This window comes from Chryseolinea lacunae, from assembly GCF_016735595.1.
Classification (GTDB): domain Bacteria; phylum Bacteroidota; class Bacteroidia; order Cytophagales; family Cyclobacteriaceae; genus Chryseolinea; species Chryseolinea lacunae.
Genome location: NZ_JAERRB010000011.1, coordinates 228835 through 248700, shown reverse-complemented (window position 1 = coordinate 248700; position 19866 = coordinate 228835). Strand labels below are relative to the sequence as shown.

Below are 19866 nucleotides of genomic sequence, written 5' to 3'. Positions count from 1 at the left end.
CGACTGGTATCCCCCTAGAACCGAATAGCTGGCTAGTTGACAACACGATAAAAAACGTTAAAGGGAAGTTGAAATCGAGTTGATGACACGTTGCCCTGTCGCAAAACAACTATACTGTTGTATCCGAAGGCTTGCCTTTAGCCATCACCTCTACGTTGAGTCACTCTCATCACAGAAGCATTCAGGCATACGTATTCCACTGAATTTTTTTTTCAGTAGCGGGCTTTTATTTTACAAGGCCAGAACCATTTTTTATCGTGCACAAAACAAGAAAAACCATGAGACATACTGAAAAAATATTCCTGTACCTGTGCTTGCTTGGCACAGCACTCACCCTCAACTCACTTTTTTGGTCGTGCACCAAAAATGACGAGGAGGAGATTCCATTGCAGATTACCGCGATAGCACCCACTAAAGGTCCGTATTTAACGGTTGTCACCATTACAGGCGTGGGCTTCAGTGCAAACCCGGCCGACAACGAAGTAACGTTAAACGGCAAGGTGGCGGTGGTGCGCGCAGCAACAGCCACGCAGTTGCTGGCAGAAGTTCCCAAGGCAGCCGGCACCGGCGCCGTTGCAGTAAAGCGCGGCGTTAGAACAGTCACCGGTCCTTCGTTTGAGTATACTCCTTCGCTTTGGGTAAGCACGCTTGCCGGTAGCACGGAGGGGTATGAGGATGGGCCAGGCATTCAGGCAAAATTTGGATTGATAGCGGGCCTGGCCATGGACGCACAAGGCAATGTTTATGCTGCCGACAAGCTGAACCACTGCATTCGCAAGATCACGCCGGAGGACGTGGGTGGGCGGTACCACGCCGGGCGAGGCCGATGGCAAAGGGGCGGCAGCGCAATTTAATTTCCCTGAAGGCCTGGCGATCGATGCGCTGGGGAATGTGTATGTGGCAGACGCTGGCAATCATCGCATTCGGAAAGTAACCAGCGACGGTGTTGTAAGCACGTTAGCCGGAAGCGATCAGGGATTCGCCGATGGCGCCGGGTCGGCAGCGAAATTTTGGTTCCCGCAAGAAATAGATGTAGATGGTGCCGGAAATCTTTATGTGACAGACTCCAACAACAACCGAATACGGAAGATAACGCCGGCAGGTTTGGTGAGCACGCTTGCAGGGGAACGTTCGGTTCGCAAAACGGCACAGGATCGGGCGCACAATTTGCTGAACCGCGAGGAATAGCACTCGATAAAAATGGCAACGTGTTCGTGACGGATGTTGAAGGTCATACCATCCGAAAAATAACGCCGGCGGGTTTGGTAACCACGTTAGCCGGGGCTTGGGGATTGGCCGATGGCCCAGGGCACGAGGCTAAATTTAAGAACCCATTTGGTTTGGCTTTCGATGCGGCGGGAAACTTGTACATCGCCGATAGAACAAATAACCGCATCCGCAAGATGAACTCCGTTAATGTTGTAAGCACTTTTGCCGGAAGTGCAGCCGGCTACGCCTAAGGTCCCGTTGCCGTTGCCCTTTTCACGTTCCCTTCGAATATTGTCATCGACTCCAAGGGCAACCTGATTGTTGCCGACGACGGAAGCCGTCGCGTTCGCAAAATAGCATTCGAGTAGCCAGTTAATTGTTACGCTAACTCCTAATCCTACTTTGTCAAGTTTGCATAATTTGAAAAAAGCGGGTGAAGGTACGTCCGACGGCATCGGATATATTATCTTAACCCTTGAAATAATCTTGCCTGATTTTAATAGTCGGAAGTTTCATCACATGTTGACCAATTCACCTTGGTAATACAGCGAGTTGTTCAAAGCTGTTTACGCAGGGTAGCATTAAGATCACAGAAGAAACGTATTTATGTTCTAGTCGATGAGGTTGGGTTCCGAAAGAAGGGTGATCAATCAGCCTGTGTGGGCAGCCAATACCTTGGTAGCATCGGTAAAAACGACAACGGGCAAGTTGCAGTAACTGTTGCGGTCGTTCAACATTCCCCTTCCATTTATCCAACAAAAAAAGCCCCGACGTGTCGGGGCTTTTTTCATCTAAACGTTAACCTCAATAAAACTAATTACTCATTTACACCTAAAGATGTTATTGATACACACGCACGTAGTCTATCTCCATGCGTTGGGGCCAGATGTTTTGGTCTACGCCTTGTTTGCCTCCCCAGTTGCCGCCTACTGCCATGTTTAGGATCAGGTGGAAGGGTTTGTCGAAGGGCCAGCCTGCAACGTTGTCTTTGGGGTTGCGGGTCACGGAGAAGAACACTTTGTTGTCGATCAGGAAATCCATTTTGTCTTTGGTCCAGTCGAGGGCGTAGATGTGGAATTGGTCCTGGGCATCGGGCACGGTCATCATGCCTTCTTTCTGGGTGTTGTTGATGTGGTTGTAGGCTTCGCAGTGAATGGTGCCGTGCACCACGCCGCCCTCGTAGCCCACGTGTTCCATAATGTCGATCTCGCCGCTGCGGGGCCAGGGACCGTAGTTGCTTTTGGTGGGCATCATCCAGATGGCGGGCCAGGTGCCTTTGCCGCGGGGCAGCTTGGCCCTGATCTCGAAGCGACCATAAAGCCAGTCGCCTCTTCCCTTCGACAGCACGCGCGACGATGTGAACGGCTTGCCGCCCATGGAGTCCTTCACGGCTTCGATCACAAGCTTGCCGTTCTCCACGCGCACGTTGCGGGTGTCGCGGGTGTAGTATTGCAGCTCGTTGTTGCCCCAGCCGTTGTTGTTGCCCAGGTCGAACGTCCACTTGGTGGTGTCGGGTGCGCCCGGGGTGTCGAACTCGTCGGCCCACACCAGGGTTTGTTTGTTGGTTCCGCTGCACGCCATGATGTAGATCGACGCCAGCGCTATTATTCTAAGAAGCATAAGTGTTTACGGTTGTCTTTGAGAGAATGTTTTTTTCAGGAGGCCACAGGAGTTTCATTGAAAGATGCGGACATAGTCCACAATCATGCGTTGCGGAAACAGCGTGTTGCTGTCGGGGTTGCCCGGCCACTCGCCGCCCACGGCCACGTTGAAGATCACAAAGAATTCTTTCTGAAACGCTGCAAGCCCTGCAGGTGTGGTGTCGATCACGTTGAACTGCACGTCGTCTACATACCACGTAATTTTCTGCGCCGTCCACACAATGGAGAACACGTGAAACTCGTCGCTAAAAATGCCACTGCTCAGCTGTTTGCTGTTGCCATAGCTGGCATGTGCGCCGGCGTTGTCCCAGTGGGCTGTGCCATACACGGTCTTGTCGCCGTTGCCGCCGCCCACCATTTCCATGATGTCTATCTCGCCACACTTTGGCCAGCTCACCGTGCTCACATTCGAACCCAGCATCCACAACGCGGGCCATATGCCTTTGCCGTTGGGCAGTGCCGCACGAATGTCTACACGACCATACTGAAACGACTTCTTGTTTTGCGTGATGATTCTCGACGACGTGTATTTGCTCGACTGAAAGTCTTCCTTCTTCGCCGTAATCACGAGGTAGCCATCTTTCACCGATGTGTTTTCCTGGCGATAGTATTGCAGCTCGCTGTTGCCCCAGCCGTTGGAGCCTGTGCCCAGTTCGAACGTCCAGTCGTTGGTGTTCAACGCGGTGCCCTCAAACTCGTCGTGCCACACCAGGGTCATGCCCGCATAGGTATCGGGGGTGGTGTAGCCTTTGGAGGGAATCACGAGGTCGCCCGTGCCTACTTTCACGGTCACATCTTTGCTCAGGGTCACAAACGCATCGCTGGTGGTGTGTGCTTGCACGCGAATGGTGTAGGTGCCCGTGGTGGCATAGGTGTGCGAGGCTTTTCCGTCGTTGGTTTTCACACCGGTTTCGGGTGTGGTGTCGCCAAAGAAAATGGTATAGAAGTTCACCTTGTCGGCGGTGGCCGTCACGCTCACTGTGCCTGTTCCGGCGTCGCTTGCCTTGGCTTCAAACTGAAGATTGGTGGGCAGCGTGAGTTGTTGTTCTCCGCCATCGTCGCCGCAGGCAACGAGCGTGAGCAGCAAACACACATAAAAAATCATGTTCCTTTTGAGGCTTGTCGTGTTCATATCGTTTTAAATTTTAAACATAGGCTGTCCCGAAACGCCGACAAACCCGTAGTCGGCCTTTGCAGGACAGCCCAATCCTTCCCTTCTATTCCGGCAGCAACTCCACATCGTCCAGGAAGAAAATTCCTCCTGTGAAGATGGCTTCGCCCCCGATCTGAATCACAACTTTATCGAAATCTTCACGGTCGGCAAAGGCGCTGAAGTCGAACGTCAGCTCCAGCCATTTGTCGGTCTCTAAACCCGTTTGCTTCACTTCGGCCTGTGTGGTGTAGGCGTTGCCGCCCAGCAGGGAGTTTTGCAATTTCATCGACACCTGTTTTTGCAAGGTCTTGTACGACTGCCAGTCTTCGGCGCCCACTTTGGTGTAGTCGTTGTAGCTGGGGATAAACACTTTCAACTTGAACACGTTCCGGGCGCGCAGGTCCATTCTGTATTTCAGCGGAAGCTGGATGTTGGCATACTCGCCACCCTGGCCGTCGGCCTTCACATACTTGCCCACTTTGGCCGATGTGTTGATGGGCACGGGTGCGGGGTTGTCGTATTTCACAATCGAACCTTGCGAGTCGCCGGTGAAGTTCGCGCTGCCCACGCCGTCGAAGTTCTGGCTGATGTCTTCGATCTTATATTCCTTGGGCACCACGGGTTCGGTGGGTCGCACATAGCCTTCGCGGATCAGGCGAATGTACCACGCGAACTCGCCATTCACGTTGTCGTAATATTTCAAAAACATTTCATCGTCGGTCAGGCTCATGATCTCGTAGGTGTTCACGCCGGTGAAGTAGCCAATGAAGCCGCCTGACGAGATGGAGAGAAACTTGTTGTCGTCTGTCACCGACCACGTCAGGTTTGTGGGCGCGGTGTAGGGTGCCATGAAGTCGCCCACGGGGCTGGGTGTGGAGCCGGGGAAGTTGGCTGCCTGGCCGCCGTTCATATACACGTCGCCGGCAGTGTTCATCACATAAGCGAAGCCTGCGAGCTTGAAGGTATACTTGTCGTTATACAAACCGCTGCCGGCTTTTTCGTTTGCGCCTGCCTGATACCATTCGGGGCCGGTGCTGGCTTTGGGGCCAAGGCCGAAGTGCCCTTTGGTGGCCGCATCAACCACCCATGTTTTTCCTTCGGGCTTGCTGTTGCCGCCGGTCAGTTTGTTATAGACCGGAATGTCGAGCAGTGTGGGGTCGGTTTCGGCAATCACCACTTCTTTCGAAGTCTTCGCGCTGCCGCCCGAAGTATAGACGGTGAGTGTCACGGTGTAGGTTCCTTTCACCGGATAGGTTCCTTTCACGTTGTCGCCTTGTGCGCTCTTGCCGTTGCCAAAGTCCCAGATTTTCAAGAAGCCCGAAGGACTTGAGAAGTTCAGGATGTTGTCATTCTCGGCACTGGGCGCGAACGTAAATTCCACATCCGACGCCGACGGCACGGGGCCGAGTTCGTTCGTATCTTCTTTGCAGGCTGCAAACACGGCAGCCATGCACATCAACACGATAAGATTATAGATTATCTTCTTCATAGTTTGATTGTTCAGCATTTCGTTAATAGCCTTTGTTCTGTATCCAACCTGCTCCAGCCAAATCGATCTCCGATTGTGGAATGGGGAACACTTCGTTCTTGCCGGCCTTGAAGCCCGCAATTTGATCGACCGCGCGGCCCGTGCGCACCAGGTCAAAGAAGTGAACACCTTCGCCGGCCAGCTCCACACGACGTTCGTGATAGATCGCCGTTGTCAGTGCTGTGCCTGTGGCGTTCACCGCGGGCATGTTCACACTCACGCGTTGACGCACGCGGTTCAGGTAGGTCGCAGCCTGAGCATCGTTGGGCGAAGGCTTGCGGTTGTGTGCTTCGGCCGCCATAAGCAACACGTCGGCAAAACGAATCACGCGGTGGTTCACGGGGCTTGTCAGGTCGTTGTCGTTGGCACCAAGCTCGTCGGCACGCTTCAGGTATTTGTTGTTGTAGTAGCCGGTGTGTCCACCGCCGCCTACAGTATATTTCACCACAGTGGGAAGCGCTTTTGTTTTAAAGTCTTCGATGTCGAGAATGGCAACGGGCAAGCGTGGATCGTTGGGTTCAAATTCGTCATACAAATCTTTTGTGGGCAGGTTGTAGCTGTTGCCGTCGGCATAGATCGGGCCTTCATAGCCGCGTATGCTGTGGAAGCCTACCGCCACAAAACCTTCGAGACACACAAAGCATCCATAGCCACCACCTTCAATGCCCACATACTCGATGTCGAACACCGTCTCGCTGTTGCCTTCGCTGGCCACGCGGAACAAGGTGCTGTAGTCGGTGGAAAGGTTGTAGGGTCCTTCGGCAATCACTTTGTCGAGTGTCTCTGCCGATTCGTTGAATTTGTTCTGATAGAGATAGGCTTTTCCCAGCAGTGACAGGGCCGCTCCTTTGGTCACTCTGCCTTTCACATTGGTGGTCCACGCCAGGTTGTCGGCGGCATACTTCAGATCTTTCTCGATCTGTGCATACACCTCTGCAGCGGGCACACGGGTTTGTGACGAAATTTCGGAAGCCGACAAACGCTTGTCTACTATGAGGGGCACATCGCCAAAAAATTTCACCAGCTCGAAATAATAGTAAGCGCGGAGAAAAGAAGCTTCGGCCAGAATCCGGGTCTTGCCATCAAACTCCAGCTTGTCTTTGTTTTCGAAGATATAGTTCACGCGGGTGATGCCGGCATACATGAAGCGGAACAGGCTGCGCAGTTCGTTGTTCACGCCGCCGTGCGTCATGTTGTCGATCTGGTGAAGGCCTTCGCTGTCGGTCACGCTTTCTCCGCCGGCAATGGAGTTGTCGGAAGCGATCTCGCCAATCCACATGTCGAGGTAAGAGGTTTGCAAAAGATCGTAGGCGCCGGTCAGGGCCTTGTCGTAGTCGCTGGGGCTGAGAAAATAGTTGTCAGCATCCTGCGCATATTGCGGATCGATGTTCACGTAGTCGTCACAGCTAATCGCCATGAGCGATGCAGCGACGGCGACGATCGATGTTTTAAGAAATTTCTTCATGACTTAGAAAGTAAGATTTAAACCTGCCATAAATGATTTTGCCTGGGGATAGAAACCATAGTCGATGCCCGACGACAAGGTGCTGTTCGAAGGATTGTTGCTGTCGAACTGCGAAGAAATGTCGGGATCATAGCCTCTGTATTTGGTGAAGGTTGCCAGGTTGTTTGCTGCCACATAGATGCGCAGTCTGGTCACCCCGGCACGTTTGGTGATGGCCGAAGGAATGGTGTAGCCCAACTGCACATTCTTGATGCGGGCAAACGAACCGTCTTCCACAAAATAGTCGGAGATCACATTGTTGCGGTTGGTTTGGGTTGATGACGTGAACAAACGGGGATCGGTGTTTGTGGAACCTGCACCTGTCCAACGGTTGAGGCGATAGGCCAGCAAGTTTGCCAGCGGCTGATCGCGTTCATAGTTGCGCAGAATGTCGTTGCCCAGCGACACGTAGAGTGTGCCCGACAAGTCGAAGCCTTTAAAGTTCATGCCCAGGTTCAAGCCCATAATCACATCGGGAATGGGCGAACCGATTTTGGTCTTGTCAGAGTTGTTGCTGAAGTTGATGTCGCCGCTGCCGTCCTGATCCACAAAGCGTAGATCGCCGGGCTGTGCATTTTCCTGGCTCACGCCACGCTCGGCAACTTCCTGTGCGGTCTGATACACACCGTCGGTCTTGTAGCCATAGAAGAAACCAATGGGTTGGCCCACCTGCATGCGTGTGGGACGTGTGCCGCCCACACCAAAGGCGCCGCCTTCAATAAACTCAACACCATAGGGAAGCGCCGTCACTTCGTTGCGAATGGTGGTGAGGTTGTAGCTCACGTTAAACTGGAAGTCGTCGCCAATCTTGTCGTTGTAGGCAATGAGGAATTCAAAGCCGCTGTTCTTCACATCGCCTGCGTTTATCCACGGGGGGCTTCCGCCTGCACCATAGGCTCCGCCAATGGCCGAGAGGTCGGGTTGAAACAACAGGTCTTTTGTTTTCTTGACGTAGTAGTCGGTGGTGATGTCTACCTTGCCGTTGAACAAGCTGAAGTCGAAGCCCACATCGGTCTGGTGCATGGTTTCCCACTTCAGATCCTGGTTGCCCAATGTTCCGATGGCGATGCCGTTCACCAACTGGTTGTTGAAGGGGTACACGCCTTCGCCACCCAGCAATGCGCGGTAGCGGAAGTTTCCAATCTTGTCGTTGCCCGACACACCATAGCTGGCGCGCAGCTTCACAAACTGAAGCAACTCCGATTGAAAGAAAGGTTCTTCCGAAATCACCCATCCTGCGGACACCGCCGGGAAATAACCAAAGCGATGGTTCTTTCCAAAGTTAGACGACGCATCGCGACGCACCAGCGCCGAAATCATATACTTGCTCTTGTAGGCATACTCACCCCGCAAAAAATACGACTGCAGTCTGCTGCGATATTGATACGACGATGTGTTGTTGAGCAGGTTTGTTCCATCGGCTGCCGAGATGTCGGCAAAGTCGTTGGAGTTGTAGGGAATGTTATAGGCCGTTGCCGTCAGGCTCTTGCCCTGATCGCCAAAGTAGGAAATGCCAAGCGTGGCTTTCACATGGTGCACATCGCTGAAGTTCCGGTTATAGTTCAGGAAGGCTTCGGCGTTGTAGTTGAAAAACGTTTGCTCGGTTTCCGTCACGCTGTTGAGGCGGGGAATTTTATAGCTCGCGCTCACCTTGGTCCATTGACCGTTCACGCGAACCGAGTCAATTTCTTTTGAATACAGCGAGATCGAGTCGGGCACCAGCGCAGCGTTGGTCGCCGTGTTTTGTGCCTTGCCTGATCCGTAGTATACCAGCGGCGAAAATGTTTTTGTCGACACGTTGGCGTAGTTGTAGCCGATGCGGGCGGTCACTTCAAAATTGTCGTTGATCTTGTAGTTCAGTTCCTGCTTGCCCACCAGTTTGTTCACACCGGTTTCGTTATAGGTGTTGGCCATCTGCGCCAGCGGGTTAATGATGTCGCTGAACTCTTCGAGGTAGGTATATTGCCCGTCGGTATTTCTCACGGTGGCCAATGGGGAAGCGTTGGTGGTGTTGTAGAGCACCGATGCAATGCCGTTTTCGGGCAATGTTCTTCTGCGCTCGTTGGTAAACAACAACACGTTTTGCAAGGTGAGCTTGCGCGCAATGTCGGTGGTGAAGTTCACACGTGCGTTGTAGCGACGATACGATGCTTTGTCGCCGCCCACAATACCTTCCTGGTTCAGGTAGGAACCGCCAATAGCGTAGGTGCTTTTGTCGGAGCCGCCGGTCATGTTCAGGTTATAGTTCGCGATGGGCGATTTCTTGAACACTTCACTTTGCCAGTCGGTGCCTTTGCCCAGGTCCACGTTGGCAAAGGGTGGTGTCTGACCACCGGCCGCATAGGCTTCGTTTTTCAACACTGCATATTCGCGTGCCGACAGCAGGTCGAGTTTTTTGGTGGTTTCCTGCGATCCCACATAGCCGTTGAATTCGATGACGGGTTTTGCGTTGCGCTTGCCTTGTTTGGTGGTGATGATGATCACCCCGTTGGCCGCGCGCACACCGTAGATGCTCGCCATGGCATCTTTCAGCACGTTGATGGATTCGATATCCGAAGGGTTCAGGGCGTTGAGCCCTTCTGTGGAATAGGGCACGCCGTCAACCAACACCAGCGGGTTGTTGTCGCCGTTGGTAGAAAGTCCACGGATGCGGATGTTCAGTGCCCCGCCGGGCGAACCCGAAGCTGTGGAAATCTGAACACCGGCAGCCTGGCCTTGCAGGGCCTGGTCTACGCGCACGGGGTTGAGCGAGGTGAGTTTGCTGCCGCTCACGCTCGACACGGAGCCGGTCAGTTCTTTCACGGTGCTGGTGCCGTAGCCGATCACCACCACCTCGTCGAGGGCTTTCACATCGGGAGCCAGCTTGGCATCGACCGAAGTTTTGCCGGCCACGGCAATTTCCTGGGTGAGGTAGCCAATAAAGCTGAACACCAGCACAGCGTCGTTGGGCACTTCGCTGAGCACATAGGTGCCTTGAACATCAGTCACCGCACCGCGGGAGGTTCCTTTAATAAGGACGTTAACACCAGGCAAAGCCTGGCCGGTTTCGTCTGTCACCTGTCCCCGCAAGGCCGTTTGCCCGTAGGAGGCCAGCGACAGCATCAGGAAGAAGAGCGCCAGTAGTTTTGTTTTCATGCGTTAAGGATTTTGGTTTAGCGGGTTCATCCGAACCGGTCCATAAAGACCGAAATCGTTTGAACTATGAAACAAACATGGCGTTTCAAGCCCCCGATTTCAATTCGGAGACCCCAACAATACTACATCAACACCTAAAACCGCTATACATCAAAACTACATCAACCCATCAAAAACCTTTATTCTGGCTGATTTCAATCGTTTTGCATTATTGACTTAACCTCAACATTTCAATACCTTGACTTCATCATGCTTGCTTTTCTACAACACACCTGCTGCTCTCTTGGCAAAACCCGCTGGTTTGGGATGGTCTTCGTCCTTTCCTGCATTTATGGTCACGCCCAGTCCAGCCTTTCGGGCCTCCCCTTCACCCGCAACTTCCAGCCAGTCGACTACAAGGCCGGTATCCAGAACTGGTCCATCACCCAAAGTCGGCAAGGCCTGGTCTACATCGCCAACAACTTCGGCCTCCTGGAATTTGACGGGGAGCAATGGCAAACCTTTGGCGTGCGCAACGGCACCAAGGTGCGCAGCGTAGCCCTCGACGGCCGGGGCCGCATCTATGTGGGTGGTCAGGGTGACTTCGGCTTCTTCTTTCCAGACGCTGCCGGAAAACTGGCCTACACCTCCCTGGCCGACAGCCTCAAACCCGAACACCGCGACTTCGACGAGGCGTGGAGCATTTATATCGACAACGAGAAAGTCTATTTCTGCACGTTCTCTAATATATATGTGTATGACCAGAAGACCTTCCGCATCATCCAGCCCGAGGGTGGCATAGACCACTCCTACCTGGTGAACCGGCAGCTATACGTCAACCAACCCCGGAACGGCCTGGGGGTGCTGGAAGAAGACCGCATCCGCACTATCAAAGGCGGCGAACAATTCCGGAACAAAAGTGTGGCCGCCGTGCTGCCCCTGCACGACAACCATTTGCTTGTAGCTACCTTCCAGGAAGGCATCTTCACCCTCAACGACGGCATAGCCCGCCCGTGGAATGCCGCCCTGCAACCTTTCTTCAAAGCCTCTATCGTGAACTGCATGGTGCGCCTGCGCAACGGCAACTTTGCCGTGGGCACCCAAAACAACGGCCTCATGGTGCTGGGCCCTGATGGCGACCTGCGCATGCAGCTCACCAGCGGCCGCGGCATCGACAACACCACCGTGCTCTGCCTCTATGAAGACGACATGAGCAACCTGTGGGTGGGCCAGAACAATGGCCTGGCCTACGTGGAACTGGGCTCGCCCTTCACGTTCATCAACAAACAAATGAGCATCCCAGGCTCGGGCTATGCGGCCTACCTGCAAAACAACACACTCTACCTCGGCACCAGCACCGGCGTGTATGCCCGCGAAAAAAACGGACCACCCGACTTTAAGCTGATTGAAAACACGCGCGGCCAGGTCTACCACCTTGGTCAATATGGCAACGACCTGCTGGCCGGTCTCCACAACGGCGCCACGCGCATCGACCACAACACGGGGCAATTGCTTTCGGGTGAACCGGGGTCGTGGGTCTACCTCACCCTTCAAGATCATCCCAACACGCTCATCGAAGGCACCTATGCGGGCCTGCAACGCTACGACCTGGTGAACGGTCACTGGAAATTTACCAAGAAGCTGAAGGGCTTCGCGGAGTCGTCGCGCGTGATGGCCCAGGACCCTTCTGGCGATCTTTGGGTAACACACGGCTACAAGGGCGCCTTCCGCATCCGCTTCCACCCCACGCTCGACAGCATTGACCGCGTGCAGTTCTATGGCGCCGACAAAGGCTTCCCGTCCAACCTGCTCATCAACGTGTTTAATGTGCGCAACGAGTTGCTCTTCACCAGCACACGCGGCATCTTCAAATACGACCGCACCTCCGACCGCTTTGTGCCCGACACGTTCTTCACCTCGCGCCTGGGCAAAGACGAGCAAGTGTGGTTTATTCGCGAAGACGCCCTGGGCAACATCTACTTCATAAGCCGCAGTCACATTGGGGTGTTCAAGAAAAATTCGCTTGGCGACTATCATCTCGAAGAAAACGTGTTCGCCAAAATCAGAAAACACCTCAACGACGATCTGATGAACATCGTGATTCTTCAAAACAACGAAGTGCTGTTCTGTGCCAAAGACGGTTTCATTCACTACGATCCGTATCGCACCGTTGAAGCGCGCTCACATTTCAACACGCTGATCCGCAAAGTGGTTACGTCAACGGCCAACCGTGACTCTACGCTGTTTTTTGGCAACTACACCAAAGGCGACTCCGTCGCCGACCGGTCGTCAGGAAAAAATGCGCCCGAACTTCCCTACCGAAACAACTCGGTGAACTTCACGTTTGCCGCCACCTCGTTCGAAGGCAACGCCGATCCGCAGTATCAATATTATCTCGAGAACTATGAGAAGTCGTGGTCCGATTGGAGCGCCAAAACACAAAAGGAATACACCAACCTGAAAGAAGGCGACTATGTGTTTCATGCCCGCTCCAAAAATGTGAATGGCGACATCAGCGCCGAAACCACCTATGCCTTCACCATTCTCGCCCCTTGGTATCGGTCGGGCTGGGCCTATTCCTGCTATGGGTTGTCTATACTTGCCATCCTGTTTGCCGCTTTCAATTTCCTGGATCGGAAATATCAGCGCGAACAAAAACTGATGGAGCAAAAGCAGCAGGAAGAGTTGAGCCAAAAAGATTCTGCCTTGGAAAATCTGTCGCAACGATCACACGAAGAAATCACGCGGCTGCAAAATGAAAAGCTGGAATCGGAGTTGCAGCACATGAACAACGAACTGGCCACCTCCACCATGCACTTGCTGAACAAGAACGAGTTCATTGCCGGCATCAAAAACCAGCTGGCCCACATCGTCAAGAAAAATCCGAACGAGGAGGTGAAGAAGGAACTGACGCAGATCAACAAAAACATCGAGCAAAACATTTCGGCCGACGACGACTGGGAGCATTTCCAATTTCACTTCGACCGCGTGCACGGCGACTTCTCGAATCGTTTCAAAGTCACCTTCCCTTCGCTGAGTCCGCAGGAGTTGAAACTCAGTGCTTACCTGCGCATGAACCTGTCGTCGAAAGAAATTGCACAGTTGCTTAACATCTCTGTTCGTGGCGTGGAAATCAGCCGCTATCGCCTGCGCAAAAAAATTCAGCTCGACCGGAACAAGAACCTGCAGGATTATATATTAAACTTTTGACAGGACAACTGTTTGGCCAACGTCGCCGGATGCTCAGTTTATAAAAAAAACATCATGATGAAATTTACCGTCGCGTGTCTCGCCCTTATGACTATTTCCCTCGTTGTTGTGGCGCAGAAGCCTTCGCCAGGCAAGGCGTGGGAGAAAACACCACAAACCATTCCCGGCCGTGTGCAGTGCGAGTTCTATGATGTGGGCGGAGAAGGCGTGGCCTATCACGACACCGATTCCATCAACAACGGAAGCGGAAAACTGAATCCTCCCAATGGCGACTTCTTCAACATGTTTCGCCTGAAAGAAGGCGTCGACATTTCATACACCAAAGACAACAACATCGACAACACTCCCTATAACACCGTGCAACCCGACATGAAACAACTCTATGTAGGCTGGACACAACCTGGCGAATGGGTGCGCTATAGCGTTAACGTGAAAACGCGCGGCGACTACCTGTTGAGCATCATGTATACATCACACGACAACGGGCATTATCGCCCTAGACGTCGATGGCAGACGCATCACCACAGATCTAACCATCCCCTCCACCTTTCACGCCGGCGACACCGTGGCCTGGCGCCAGTGGCATCATTGGAACAAGATCGAGTCGTTGGCAAAACTTCATTTCGAAAAAGGCAAACACGTCATCACCCTTCACACCGTGGCCGTCGGTAACATGAATTTCGACTATCTGGAATTTAAGCGACTGAACGAGTGACCCACGTTAAAGAAGTGCTGCCAGTTCTGCGGTGAGTTGTGTAGCCAGTTCGGGCCGGCCGTGAAATTGTGCCGGTGTGTTTTGAAACAAATTTATTTCCCACACATCATGCGTGCGCGTGGCCACCAGAATTTGGATCGCGTTTAGTGCGGGATTAATGTAGTGCTCGCCGGCCGGCAACATTCCAGCCACAGCGTGAACAATCGCGATGTCGTCTTTCAAAAACCGGATGGTTTTTACACGGGCCACATAGGAACCCGTGGAATGGTCTCTGAACACCGCCGACAACTCGCGATAAATTGCTTCGCGTCCCTGCAACTCGCTGCCATCGAACCCGATGGCCAGGCCCTGCGGGTGAAACAATCTTGAAAATCCATTCGCATCCCGGTCGTTCCAATGCTGCAGCAACTGCGCATAGAGGTTCTGGATGGGTCGTTCGTGCGGGGATGGGCTGGCGTTGGGTGTATGGGCATTCATGGCACAGACAATTTATTTTTTTACGACCAAACGAAAATTGTGCCGCTGCGGAATACGGATTGCCGCACAACGGGCGTTCACTATGCAAGATACCTGGGAGAATAGTCCACACCTTAGCCGGACTTTTTTCCACAGTGCCCAACCTGAACCAGCGAGGAACACCCGAAATAAACCGACAGACAAAACGTTGCCGGAATTAAAAAACTGGCATACAATTTTACGCGTCATCACCGGAGTCATTACACCATACCTTCCCATCCTATGGACAACACCACTTTCTTCACAGACGATTTCACCAAGCGCGATATCGTCTGCTTCGCACAGCAAGGTTGGAATTTCACGTCGCATCGTCCGCAGCATCTGCTGAAACGTTTTGCGCGCGGGTTCAGAGTTTTTTATGTCGAGTCGCCAACCTTCCACGCAAACTCCGATCGCTACGACATCACCCTTACCGACGACCAGGTGATTGTGGTTGCTCCACACCTGCAAGACGACGACACTCGCCCCGACGTGACCACACGCTGGCGCGAGTTGTTGATCAGACTCTTCAACGAAGAAAAAATCGTTTCCTATATCTTCTGGTATTATTCACCCCAGGCGCTTCGCGTAAGCACACACTTCACCCCCGACCTGGTGATCTACGACTGCATGGACCGCCCCGCAGAACACGACCAGCATTTTGCCGAACTCACCGATTGCGAACATGAGCTCTTCAATTTTGCCGATGCCGTTTTCACCAGCGGCAAAAAAGTGTATGAGGCGGCACGCAAACTTCACGAAAACACGTTCCTGTTTCCCAACAGCATTGACAGAGATCACTTTGCCACCGCGCGCACCTTCAAGTTCGATCCGCCCGATCAGGCCGCCTTTGAACGTCCGCGCTTTGGCTATATCGGAGAGATTGATCATCGCATCGATTTCGAATTGCTGGCCGCTGTGGCACGCAAGCGTCCCCGCTGGCAATTCATTCTTATCGGTGCTGTCATCAACATACACTCCAGCAAGCTGCCCAACTTCAGAAACTTTCACTACCTCGGCACAAAACGCTACGAAGACCTTCCGCACTACATCAGCGGGTGGGACGTGGCTATGATTCCCTTCGCGCACAACGAATACACACGGTTCATAAACCCAACAAAAACAGGCGAGTATCTGGCGGCCGGCAAGCCGGTCATCTCCGCTCCCATCACCGACGTGATCCGTCCCTACGGCATCTCCGGGCTTGTGTCTATTGCGGGCACGGTAAACGAATTTATTAAAGTAGCCGAAGAGCTTCTGGCGCAACAAGAAGATGAACGCCAACGGTGGCTCGACAAAGTAGACACCTATCTGACCGGACAATCCTGGAACAAAACGTGGGGAGAAATGATGGGATTGATTGGCACCATGCTGTCCAAAAAAACATTGCAACATCAGTTTGGCGAGGAAGACGCATTGCACGAAGGCAAACACGATCTGGTGGATGCATAACATCTAGCACCCCGCGACCTATGGATACTTATAGAAAAAAGCGAATGCTTCACCATGAAGCATTCGCTTTTTTGTTTCAGGATTGATCTTCTTCCAGATCGTTGTGATTGTCGCCGCCGAGGCTGTAGGAATTATTTTCTTCGTCTTCGTTGCCGATATCTTCCTGTGCATCGTCGTCTGAACTGCCCGGGATGTCAAGATCGTCGCCTGCAAAGTCTACCGGATAAACGCGGTCTTTCAGCAACTGGTCGTCGCCATCAGACTCAAGTTCTTTGTCGCCAAGCGCTTCGAAATCGTCTTTCGTGAGATCGGAAGCGCTGTGGTGTTTCCCTCCAGTCTTCGGCACTTTTGTGCTGCTGGCGGGTGCCGGTGTTTCGTCTCCATCCAAATCCATCTCCACGCGGTCGGCGCGACTCATGATATCTTCCTGTGCCGGATATTTTGGATAGCCCGGAAATTTCTCTTCTCCCTCCGGAGTTGTCTCTTTCGCAGATTTTGTTGTCTTTTTCATAGTTCTGTGTGGCCTGGGCCGTTCGTATTTCAAGATGATTATTTTTCCGGATTAACACAGCAACATTCGTCTAACATCTTCATGCCGGCAAAACGCGTGGCACTTATTTGTCTGGAAATTTTTTAAGGTGTAGCCGTCGTTCATTTGTCCTGCATGAGCGACATAATATTTCCAGCCGGGTCAGTGAACCACGCCATGTGGGGTCCGCCATCGTGGCGGGCAATGTTGTCTTCGTCGGTCTTAAATCCGGGGTCGTCATACCGTTCAAACGCCACTCCCTCCTGCTTCATGTCGGCCACAGACCTCACAATATCGTCTACAGGAAAGTTGAGCACCGTGAACGATGCGGGGGTGTGATTGGGTTTGGGATACACCAGGATGCGTGTATCGCCCGACACACGCAATTCGAGCCAGCCGTTCTTGTCCTGCACGTCGAGGTGCAGCACGTTGTTGTAGAAATCCTTTGCTTGCGCAAGGTCGTTCACGGAGAAACTGCTGAAGGCCTTATTTGTTTTAAGCATGGCATCAAAAATTTAGTTGACAAAATCATGTACACGGCAAATGTGACATTGCCGCTTTCATGTTGTTCGCAAATTTAGGACCACGCTCGTTTGAATCTGCCGCACTTACATCACATCGGGCCGGATGTGTTTCCAGAAACTCTCGCGATAGCTGTCGCTGATGGGGATGCGGCGATCGTCTATCCACGCATGATTGTCTTCAATCTTCTGAATGTGATGGGTATTGATGATATAGGAATGATGAACGCGTTGAAAGAACGCCGGCAGTTCACTCCCCAGGTCTTTCATGCGTTTGTAGAGCAGGATGCTTTCTTTTTTTGTGACCACTTTCACATATTCCTTTTCGCCCTCAAAAAACAAGATGGCGTCATAGGCGAGGCGTATCCATTGTTTGCCCGATTTCACAAATACGGCTTCCTTCCCTGCGGGCGAGGTTGGTGCCAATTGTTTTGGTGCACCCTTGTTGGCTGCCTTCATCACGGCCTGCAGGAAACGTGTGAAAGTAATGGGTTTTAGCAAATAGTCGACGGCATTCTTCTCATAGCTTTCCGCTGCATACTGCGAATAGGCCGTGGTGAAAATGATGGCCGTGTCGCCCGGCACCAGCCCAGCCAAATCCATCCCTGTGATGCCCGGCATTTCGATGTCGACAAACAGAATGTCCACATGTTCTTCCTGAAGATATTTCAATGCCTCCACCCCATCATAGCCGGACTTGCGCAATTCCAGAAAGGAGATTTGTTCCACATATGAAGCAAGCAACGCCACGGCATTGGGCTCGTCGTCGATGATCATGCAGGTTAACATCATGCGAGGGGAATGGACAAGGTGGACACAAACCGATTGCCTTCTGCTTCGCTGCGCAACGTGAAGTCGGTATATAACATTTGCAGGCGCTGCCGCAGGTTTTTCAGGCCAAAGCCACCCGCCGCTGCACTGTGCTTCTCTTCCGGCAACGGATTGGCGACTGTGAACACTAGATGCTCATCCACAAACTGCAGCGATATGGCCACGGGATTTTCGGGCTTCCGTTTGTCGATGCCGTGTTTGAACAGGTTTTCGACCAACGGCATCAGCAACATGGGTGGTATCTGTTGTGTGGTGATGACGGGCAACTCGAACGTGAGCTGCAATTGGTGACGCATGCGAATGCGTTCGAGGTCGATGTAGTTTTGGAGAAACGCAATTTCTGTAGACAATGCTACCTGCTCGCGTGGACTTTCCTCCACAAAATAACGCATCATGCCCGACAGTTTGTCGATGAGGGCGGCCGCTCGGGGCGACTCGCGATAAGCTTCGTAGTAAATATTATTTAACGTATTGAAAAGGAAATGGGGCTGCACACGCGCCTTCAGTAAATCAAGTTCTGCACGGTAGCGTTGTGCTTCGCGGGCTTCTTCCATTTTCAGCAACGAAAAATAACGAATGGCGGCGTAGGCCACCACGCTGATGATCACGGTGAGGAATGTGGAGAAGGCTACGTAGGCTATTTGTCGCGGCGAGTAGTCGTACATGGTCTGGTTCAGGCGCACAAACAAAACCTCATAGTTCACCCACATGCGCACAGCGACAACGGCCACAAAAAAAAGAAACAGAACCGCCGCATACTGCCCAACCCGGCCCCGCGCATACCACGTGGGGATAAGCCACAACACGTTGCCATAGATGATGAGCAGATAGAAGCCCACGGCAATGAACGGCGTCACAAAACTCTCTGCCACACCCGACACCGGCCAGTAGTAGGCCACGTGAATGCAATATAATACCAGCCAGCCCACCACCTGGACCTTTGTGATATCGACCGACTGTAGTTTCTGCTGCTGCATAAAAAATCTCTCTTAAAAATAGAAACAATCGGTCACATTCGGTCACCTCTTCAACCGTTGCCCGCTATTCTTCAACGGTTCCATACTAACGGGTCGAACGCGGCATGCGTTGAATATTCGGGGCAGCCGGTTGAATAGTTTTTTTTGAGGCGAAGAGAACGTGCAGTTTCGGGTCTCACTAAATTTTATCTCCATGAACACAAACGCCCGTCAACTCGCCCGCCATGCCTTTCTTGTCTTCGCCCTGTTGTTTGTTATTGCCACACAGGCACAAAACACGTCGCCTGCAAAAGTTTTTGTGGTGGCCACCCTCTATCGCCACCACGCCACCACCCCGGCCTATGGTGTGGACAAACTCAAGGAAGTTATCAGCGCCATCGCCCCCGACGTGCTGGTGCTGGATGTGACGCCCTCCGAATTGAGTGCTCAAAAGGTGCACGCCAGCAAAGCCGAATATCCACAAGTGGTCTTTCCCTATGTGAAGGCCCACGCACGAAAAGCCTACGCCGCCGAACCCGATGAACCCGACTTTACAAACGTGGTGAATTCAACCATCAAATCTATCGGCGACTTTGAGAAAGCCCAACCCACGCTGGCCCAAACCATAGATCGTTATGAAGACGATGTCTATTCGGTTTTGAAAGCGTATTGGAAAACGGCTGCGGATGTGAACAATGCCAAGACCGATCTTGTGCTGTCCGGCAAGAAAACACTCTACGAAGAATTTGTAGGAGCGCCCTTCACCGACGGCGCGCGATTCTGGACCAGACACATGAGCGACGTGGCCATCCGCGCAGCGCAAGAGAATCCGGGCAAGACCATTCTTGTGCTGGCCGGCATTGAAAACTGCGGTGCCATTCGCGCGTTGCTTCACCAGGGTGGTGTAGACGTGGTGGATGTTGAGCGCTGGCTGCGCGACCACAACCTGTAATAATTGCCGGAAACCGCCCGACTATTGTCGGTTGCC

Annotated in this window: 17 protein-coding genes and 1 pseudogene; 8 read left to right on the top strand and 10 right to left on the bottom strand. The window is 52.7% G+C overall.

Annotation, left to right across the window (positions count from 1 at the left end; genetic code table 11):
* The first annotated feature begins 278 nt into the window (after positions 1 to 278).
* From JI741_RS25505 to JI741_RS32885, 4 genes and pseudogenes are all read left to right on the top strand, one after another.
* The gene (locus JI741_RS25505) at positions 279 to 854 is read left to right on the top strand and encodes an IPT/TIG domain-containing protein (protein WP_202014343.1); all 576 of its coding nucleotides are present in this window, start codon (positions 279 to 281) and stop codon (positions 852 to 854) included.
* Positions 799 to 1188, top strand: a complete 390-nt coding sequence (locus tag JI741_RS25500) for an NHL domain-containing protein (RefSeq protein ID WP_202014341.1) — start codon at positions 799 to 801, stop codon at positions 1186 to 1188. The genes JI741_RS25505 and JI741_RS25500 overlap by 56 nt, the downstream gene beginning before the upstream one ends.
* Entirely contained in the window at positions 1185 to 1460 is a 276-nt protein-coding gene (locus JI741_RS33150; RefSeq protein ID WP_369411859.1) for an NHL repeat-containing protein, read from the top strand. Before JI741_RS25500 ends, JI741_RS33150 begins: the two co-directional genes overlap by 4 nt.
* Before the next feature lie 285 nt (positions 1461 to 1745).
* Positions 1746 to 1940, top strand: a pseudogene (locus JI741_RS32885) (transposase); the annotation flags it as partial.
* A 109-nt stretch (positions 1941 to 2049) separates the two neighbouring features.
* Here JI741_RS32885 and JI741_RS25485 read toward each other — a convergent pair.
* From JI741_RS25485 to JI741_RS25465, 5 genes are all read right to left on the bottom strand, one after another.
* On the bottom strand, positions 2050 to 2829 hold the full coding sequence (locus JI741_RS25485) for a glycoside hydrolase family 16 protein (protein ID WP_202014337.1): 780 nt from the start codon (positions 2827 to 2829) through the stop codon (positions 2050 to 2052).
* A gap of 54 nt (positions 2830 to 2883) precedes the next feature.
* Entirely contained in the window at positions 2884 to 4002 is a 1119-nt protein-coding gene (locus tag JI741_RS25480; protein WP_236676266.1) for a family 16 glycosylhydrolase, read from the bottom strand.
* Positions 4003 to 4087: 85 nt separating this feature from the next.
* Positions 4088 to 5512: a PKD domain-containing protein gene (locus JI741_RS25475; RefSeq protein WP_202014335.1), complete on the bottom strand. Its 1425-nt coding sequence runs from the start codon at positions 5510 to 5512 to the stop codon at positions 4088 to 4090.
* A gap of 22 nt (positions 5513 to 5534) precedes the next feature.
* Complete coding sequence (locus tag JI741_RS25470; RefSeq protein WP_202014333.1) at positions 5535 to 7016, bottom strand: RagB/SusD family nutrient uptake outer membrane protein; 1482 nt, start codon at positions 7014 to 7016, stop codon at positions 5535 to 5537.
* A gap of 3 nt (positions 7017 to 7019) precedes the next feature.
* Positions 7020 to 10190, bottom strand: a complete 3171-nt coding sequence (locus JI741_RS25465) for a SusC/RagA family TonB-linked outer membrane protein (RefSeq protein ID WP_202014331.1) — start codon at positions 10188 to 10190, stop codon at positions 7020 to 7022.
* A gap of 306 nt (positions 10191 to 10496) precedes the next feature.
* On the opposite strand from JI741_RS25465, the gene JI741_RS25460 reads away from it, so the two are divergent.
* On the top strand, positions 10497 to 13379 hold the full coding sequence (locus JI741_RS25460) for a triple tyrosine motif-containing protein (RefSeq protein WP_202014329.1): 2883 nt from the start codon (positions 10497 to 10499) through the stop codon (positions 13377 to 13379).
* Between the two features lie 54 nt (positions 13380 to 13433).
* Positions 13434 to 14051: a carbohydrate-binding protein gene (locus JI741_RS25455; protein ID WP_202014327.1), complete on the top strand. Its 618-nt coding sequence runs from the start codon at positions 13434 to 13436 to the stop codon at positions 14049 to 14051.
* Positions 14052 to 14100: 49 nt separating this feature from the next.
* On the opposite strand, the gene JI741_RS25450 is transcribed toward JI741_RS25455, so the two are convergent.
* Positions 14101 to 14571 carry an SgcJ/EcaC family oxidoreductase gene (locus JI741_RS25450; RefSeq protein WP_202014325.1) on the bottom strand — a complete coding sequence of 157 codons (471 nt, stop codon included), beginning with the start codon at positions 14569 to 14571 and terminating at the stop codon, positions 14101 to 14103.
* A 261-nt stretch (positions 14572 to 14832) separates the two neighbouring features.
* Between JI741_RS25450 and JI741_RS25445 the strand changes: the two genes are divergently transcribed.
* Positions 14833 to 16041, top strand: a complete 1209-nt coding sequence (locus tag JI741_RS25445; RefSeq protein ID WP_202014316.1) for a glycosyltransferase — start codon at positions 14833 to 14835, stop codon at positions 16039 to 16041.
* A 76-nt stretch (positions 16042 to 16117) separates the two neighbouring features.
* Here the strand turns inward: JI741_RS25445 and JI741_RS25440 are convergent, their stop codons facing one another.
* The 4 genes from JI741_RS25440 to JI741_RS25425 all read right to left on the bottom strand — a co-directional run bounded on the left by JI741_RS25440 (position 16118) and on the right by JI741_RS25425 (position 18899).
* The gene (locus JI741_RS25440) at positions 16118 to 16552 is read right to left on the bottom strand and encodes a hypothetical protein (RefSeq protein ID WP_202014314.1); all 435 of its coding nucleotides are present in this window, start codon (positions 16550 to 16552) and stop codon (positions 16118 to 16120) included.
* Between the two features lie 140 nt (positions 16553 to 16692).
* On the bottom strand, positions 16693 to 17073 hold the full coding sequence (locus JI741_RS25435) for a VOC family protein (protein WP_202014312.1): 381 nt from the start codon (positions 17071 to 17073) through the stop codon (positions 16693 to 16695).
* Between the two features lie 105 nt (positions 17074 to 17178).
* Entirely contained in the window at positions 17179 to 17868 is a 690-nt protein-coding gene (locus tag JI741_RS25430; protein ID WP_202014310.1) for a LytR/AlgR family response regulator transcription factor, read from the bottom strand.
* Positions 17869 to 17879: 11 nt separating this feature from the next.
* A complete protein-coding gene (locus JI741_RS25425; RefSeq protein WP_202014308.1) occupies positions 17880 to 18899 on the bottom strand; it encodes a sensor histidine kinase in 1020 nt (339 codons plus the stop codon).
* Between the two features lie 193 nt (positions 18900 to 19092).
* On the opposite strand from JI741_RS25425, the gene JI741_RS25420 reads away from it, so the two are divergent.
* Complete coding sequence (locus tag JI741_RS25420) at positions 19093 to 19830, top strand: hypothetical protein (protein WP_202014306.1); 738 nt, start codon at positions 19093 to 19095, stop codon at positions 19828 to 19830.
* Positions 19831 to 19866 lie beyond the last annotated feature (36 nt).

Bases quoted from the DNA above. Each gene is read 5' to 3' on its own strand.
- JI741_RS25505 (WP_202014343.1), top strand. From the start codon at position 279: ATGAGACATACTGAAAAAATATTCCTGTACCTGTGCTTGCTTGGCACA.
- JI741_RS25485 (WP_202014337.1), bottom strand. From the start codon at position 2,829: ATGCTTCTTAGAATAATAGCGCTGGCGTCGATCTACATCATGGCGTGC.
- JI741_RS25480 (WP_236676266.1), bottom strand. From the start codon at position 4,002: ATGAACACGACAAGCCTCAAAAGGAACATGATTTTTTATGTGTGTTTG.
- JI741_RS25475 (WP_202014335.1), bottom strand. From the start codon at position 5,512: ATGAAGAAGATAATCTATAATCTTATCGTGTTGATGTGCATGGCTGCC.
- JI741_RS25470 (WP_202014333.1), bottom strand. From the start codon at position 7,016: ATGAAGAAATTTCTTAAAACATCGATCGTCGCCGTCGCTGCATCGCTC.
- JI741_RS25465 (WP_202014331.1), bottom strand. From the start codon at position 10,190: ATGAAAACAAAACTACTGGCGCTCTTCTTCCTGATGCTGTCGCTGGCC.
- JI741_RS25460 (WP_202014329.1), top strand. From the start codon at position 10,497: ATGGTCTTCGTCCTTTCCTGCATTTATGGTCACGCCCAGTCCAGCCTT.
- JI741_RS25455 (WP_202014327.1), top strand. From the start codon at position 13,434: ATGATGAAATTTACCGTCGCGTGTCTCGCCCTTATGACTATTTCCCTC.
- JI741_RS25450 (WP_202014325.1), bottom strand. From the start codon at position 14,571: ATGAATGCCCATACACCCAACGCCAGCCCATCCCCGCACGAACGACCC.
- JI741_RS25445 (WP_202014316.1), top strand. From the start codon at position 14,833: ATGGACAACACCACTTTCTTCACAGACGATTTCACCAAGCGCGATATC.
- JI741_RS25440 (WP_202014314.1), bottom strand. From the start codon at position 16,552: ATGAAAAAGACAACAAAATCTGCGAAAGAGACAACTCCGGAGGGAGAA.
- JI741_RS25435 (WP_202014312.1), bottom strand. From the start codon at position 17,073: ATGCTTAAAACAAATAAGGCCTTCAGCAGTTTCTCCGTGAACGACCTT.
- JI741_RS25430 (WP_202014310.1), bottom strand. From the start codon at position 17,868: ATGATCATCGACGACGAGCCCAATGCCGTGGCGTTGCTTGCTTCATAT.
- JI741_RS25425 (WP_202014308.1), bottom strand. From the start codon at position 18,899: ATGCAGCAGCAGAAACTACAGTCGGTCGATATCACAAAGGTCCAGGTG.
- JI741_RS25420 (WP_202014306.1), top strand. From the start codon at position 19,093: ATGAACACAAACGCCCGTCAACTCGCCCGCCATGCCTTTCTTGTCTTC.